The 4,714-nt window shown below is 69.7% G+C and carries 4 protein-coding genes; 1 reads left to right on the top strand and 3 read right to left on the bottom strand.

Annotation, left to right across the window (positions count from 1 at the left end; all coding sequences use genetic code 11):
* A partial coding sequence (locus tag AP234_RS37560; RefSeq protein WP_200926844.1) for an ABATE domain-containing protein occupies window positions 1–257 on the bottom strand: 257 nt, incomplete at its 3' end.
* A 117-nt stretch (window positions 258–374) separates the two neighbouring features.
* On the opposite strand from AP234_RS37560, the gene AP234_RS33725 reads away from it, so the two are divergent.
* A complete protein-coding gene (locus AP234_RS33725) occupies window positions 375–1,727 on the top strand; it encodes an MFS transporter (protein ID WP_055483824.1) in 1,353 nt (450 codons plus the stop codon).
* A gap of 147 nt (window positions 1,728–1,874) precedes the next feature.
* On the opposite strand, the gene AP234_RS33720 is transcribed toward AP234_RS33725, so the two are convergent.
* Window positions 1,875–2,348, bottom strand: a complete 474-nt coding sequence (locus tag AP234_RS33720) for a nitroreductase/quinone reductase family protein (protein ID WP_055483823.1) — start codon at window positions 2,346–2,348, stop codon at window positions 1,875–1,877.
* A 504-nt stretch (window positions 2,349–2,852) separates the two neighbouring features.
* Window positions 2,853–4,714, bottom strand: a 1,862-nt coding sequence (locus AP234_RS33715) for a DUF222 domain-containing protein (protein ID WP_152990775.1), incomplete at its 5' end; no start/stop codon positions are given.

Raw genomic sequence — 4,714 nt, 5'->3', positions numbered from 1 at the left:
TCGATCGCCCGGGCGGCCTCGGCGGCCTCCGCGGTGTCGGGCACCCCGATGTTGTTCAGCAGCAGTCGTGCACGCAGACCGGCGCGCAGCGATATCGCCCGGACATGGGTGGTCTCGTCCACCTCGCCGGGCAGTCCCCGATCCCGCGCCCAGGCTGACAGCTCGTCCACAGTGGTGATCACGTCCGTGCCGGCTTCGACGTCGAGCGTGTTGGCGAAGTCGAGGATCAGGGCCGCGTGGGCGGATGGCTCTGTCATGACTGTGCACGCTCCTCCGAGCCGACTCTATTCCAACCGCCTGCCTATTCCACTTATCACGATAGCCGGTTAGTCTCTCACCATCTAATCCGATAGCCGGTTGGAGAAGGGGGCGGCATGACCGAGACGGTGATCCGGGCAGAGCGGGGGAGCGGCAGAAACGAGGCCGTGCTCGTGGCGTTGACGGGCATCACGAACCTGGCCGACGGCGTCATCAAGATCTCACTGCCCATCCTCGCCGTGGCCGCCGGAGGCTCCGCCGGGCAGGTGGCCGCGGTGGCGCTCACGCTCACACTGCCGTGGCTGCTGGTGTCGCTCCCCGTGGGCGTGCTCGCCGACCGGGTCGATCGACGCCGGCTCGCGGTCGGGGCGAACCTCTTCCGGCTGGTCGCCATCGCCGCACTGCTCTCCGCGAGTACGGCGGGGGCGCCGACGCTGTCGGTTCTGTACGCCGCGGGGCTCGTCGTCGGTCTCGCCGAGGTGGTGGCCGACACCGCCGTCAGCGCCATGATTCCCGCCGCCGTCCCTGTGGAGCGGCGCACCCGTGCCAACGCCTGGATCGCCGGGACCGAGACCGTGGCCAACGAGTTCTGCGGGCCGGCGATCGGCGGCCTGCTCGTCGGCATCGGGGCGGCCGTCGCGCTCGGCTCCGCGACAGCCGCCTTCGCCGTCGGCGCGGTCCTGATGACCCTGCTGGTCGGCCGCTTCCGAGCCCATGGAGAGCACATCGCCGTCGGAGATGCCGGGGCCGCCGGAGATCACTGTGCCACCGGAGACTCCAGGGCTGGGGGAGACTCCAGGGTTGAGAGAGCCTCCAGGGCCGGAAGGGCGAGCATGGTCGCCGACATCCGTGAAGGGCTGGTTTTTCTCTGGCGACATCGGCTGCTGCGCACGCTCTCGCTGACGATCGCCGTGCTGGCTGGGAGCTGGAGCGCCTGGCTCGCCCTGCTGCCGTCTTACGCGACGTCCGTACTGGAGTTGGATCCAGCAGGGTACGGCCTGCTGGTCGGCGCCATCGGCGCGGGCGGCCTGGCCGGCGCCGTCTCCACCTCGGTGGTCAACCGACTGCTCGGCGTCCGGTGGGCGCTGTTCGCCGATCTGGTCGGGACGTTCCTGATGATGGTCGTGCCCGCCGTGCTCCCGGCGGCCTGGGCCGTCGGTGCCGCCGCCTTCGTCGGTGGCATGGGCGGAACACTGTGGACGGTGAACGCCCGCACCATCTCCCAGTCCCTCGTCCCCGACCGCCTGCTCGGCAGGTACGGCTCCGCCGCCCGGCTGCTCGGCTGGGGGACCCTCCCGCTCGGCGCGGGCCTCGCCGGGGTGCTGGCCGACGCCTTCGGTCTCCGGCCCGCTTTCGCCGTCTTCGCCGTGGCGGTCGCCCTGCTCGCCGTGCCCTTCCTGCGTACGGTCACCGCCGCCGAGCTCGCCGCGGCGGACGATCCGTACGGTCACGACCAGGACAGGATGTGAAGGACCTCCTGTGCGCTCTGGCCGTCAGGCCGGCCCTGCCGATCCCGATGTGATCGACCTGCTCGACTCGTGTGTGAGAGGGCGATCAGATCAAGGGAGTCGACGACCCGCGGCAGCCTCAGGGCGAGACGGGGGCCAGGACCGCGGTCACCGCGGGGTTAGCCGGACCACGGGGTATTCCCGGTCGGATTTGCTCTGGTACTTGGCGTAGCGAGGCTGGGCGGTGATGATGCGCTGCCATGCCTGTTCGAGATCGCTGCCGTCGAGCCGGTGCGGTGTCACTGGCAGGGGTTCGCGGCCGGGCAGTTCGATCGACGCCCGCTCTGGGTGTGCCATCAGATTGAGGTACCAGTCCGGGTGCCGGTTGTCACCGCCCGATGCGACGATCAGCCACGCGTTCTCGCCGTCGGCGAACCACGCCAGAGGCGATTCCCGCGGTTGCTCGCTCCGGCGCCCCACCGTGTTCAGGATCAGTACGTCCATGCCCATGACCCTGTCGCGGCCACGTCGGATCTTGCGGTTCACCCGGGCGTTCATCCGGTGCAGGATCCATCGTGACACCGGCCCGGGTGAACCGCGTCCACGCCCTGAGCGGCTGCCTGCCTGCTGGTTCTGTGTCATGTCGCCAACGCTAGGACGGCGGCGGCGCGGCCCGCTTCTCGAATCCTGACCGATCGCAGGGCCGGCGCCACCGGTACCCGTGCCCTGCTGTGACCAGTGCGGTCCGGTGCTGGAGGCCGCCGACGACAACGATCGAAACATCTGAGCAGAACCCTTCCCGTTCTTACGATCATGAAGAGGGGTCAGGGTGGCAGGGATCGTGGCGGCAGGGATCGAGGCGGCGATGCCGTATCCGGCGCAGGTCTTGGAGGCCGCCAACGACAAACGGGTATCTTCACGTTCTGGGAGGGTTGGGGTGCTCTTCGAAACGTTCGGATCATCCTCGTCGAGCACACCGGATGCTGATCGCAGTGCAGCGGTAGCTCCACTGCCAACGGTTTCCTGATGCTGCCCAGATCTCGGACCCAGACCCCCTGTGGTGCGGCGGTATCCCAGGGGATCGGCCTTCAGGTCAGTTTTCACGATCCGGCAACTGTCCCCGCATCTCCCTGAAGTCTTCGCCCCTCAGGCGGGTCTTGCCTTTTTAGGCGTTGTTGCCTCTTGGGGAAGTGTCCCTTCGGGAGGCGCCTGCTCTTCCCTTACCGGAGAGGGCGCCTTGGCGTTGGTGTTGGTGACGGTCCTTTCCGACTTCTCCGGCCTTTCCGACCTCTCCGATCTTTCCGGCGTCTCCCAGTCGAGAGGCCGAACCCCGCTTCTGCCCACACGGGAGGGGCCGATGTAGATGAACTCCCAGCGGTCGGGGCCGATCTTGCGGCGTTGGTAGCGGTCGGGGTGCAGGTAGCGGTCGCGGTTGTGGAATTGGCAGGCGGGGCCGAGTCTGGCCAGGTCGGTGCGGCCGCCTTCGCTCCAGTTGTCGATGTGGTCGATCTGGCACATGCTCGCGGGGAGGGGGCAGCCTTTCACCCAGCAGGTGTCGTAGCGGGCGGCGATGGCGCGGCGTTGGGCGGGGGTGGCCAGGCGGGTCTTGCGGCCCATGTCCAGGACCTGCCCCTCGGTGTTCATCACCAGGCGGACCAGGGTGGAGGTGCGGGCCAGGCGGTGGATGTCGGTGATGGGCAGCAGGTGTCCGGTGGACGGCAGCAGCCCGGGCAGGGTGCGCAACACCGACTGCCACCGCCAGTCCCCGGCCCCGAGTCCGCTATCCCCGAACCCACCGTCGACGCTCCAGAAGCGGAAGCCTGTGCTCCTGGAAGCCGCACCCCCGGGGTCCACACCCCCACAGGGATCGCCTCCGCTGGGGTCTCCGGGGTTGCCGCTGCCAGGGGCGCTCCTGCCGGGATCGCCTCCGCTGGGGTCGCCGGGGTCGCCGGTGGCGGGGTCTGCTGGGTGCGTGCCGAGGTCGGCACCGGCGGGAGTGGTGTCCGCGGTGTGCTCGTCTTCACCGGCCCGGTTGCGGATGCCGGTGCGGGTCCCCGAGCCGCTCTCGATCTCCGGCTCCTCAGCGCTTCCGGGCTCGTCAATGCTTCCGGGCTCGTCGACGCTTCCGGGCTCGTCAGTGCCTCCGGTCCCGGCCGCAGCGCCGAGCTCGGCCAGTGGGCTGGCCTCGGCCGCGGGGCCGGGCTCGTCGTCACCTGTGGTGGCCGGACGGATGGGGGTGCGGTCTTCGCGTGAGTTCTCGGCGGGCCACTCAGAACGCTGACCGCAGGTGGGATCACCGCCTGGCGCCGCGTCCCCTTGGTCGTCCCCTCGGTCGTCTCTGTGACCGGCCCTGGGGAAGGTCCCAGGACGGAACCCGGGAGCAGGCTCGGAAGCGGCATCGGGAACGGGATCGGATTCGGGGGCGGGCGCGGGCACAGAAGCGGCGCCGGGAGCGTGATCAGGATCGAGGTCGTCACCGGCGTCCTCGCGGGTTCCCGGGCCGGTCCCTTTGCCGGTCGCAAGCGCCGGGCCGTCGCTCCAGACGGCGTCACCAGGCGCGATGTCACCGGGCACGGTGTCGTCGGGCATGGTGCCATCAGGCACGGCGTCACCATGCAGAGTGTCGTCGGGCATGGTGACATCAGGCACGGTGCCGCTGGGCGCGATGCCACCTGGTACTGCATCGCCGGGCACGGTGTCCTCAGACGGAGTGTCCTCAGACGCAGTGTCGTCGGGCGCGATCTTGCCGGGAGTGACGTCGTCAGACGCGGTGCCGCCGGGCGTGGCGTCATCAGGCACGGTGTCACCGGACGTGGTGCCCTCGGAGGTGCCGTCTTCGGAGGTGCCGTCTTCGGGCGCGACATCGCCAGGTGCGGCGTCGCCGGGAGTGGCGTCGCTGGGAGGAGCGTCGCGGGGAGTGGTGCTGTGGTGGGTGGATTGCCCGGGGGCGGTGCCGTGTTCGGAGTCGTGGGGGGTGGGGTCGTCGGGGAGGGATTCGGCGTTGATCA

Origin of the sequence: Sphaerimonospora mesophila (assembly GCF_001417795.1) — a bacterium.
GTDB lineage: Bacteria > Actinomycetota > Actinomycetes > Streptosporangiales > Streptosporangiaceae > Sphaerimonospora > Sphaerimonospora mesophila.
The sequence above is the reverse complement of the archived record's forward strand: the minus strand, read 5'-3'. Positions and strand labels throughout refer to the sequence as shown.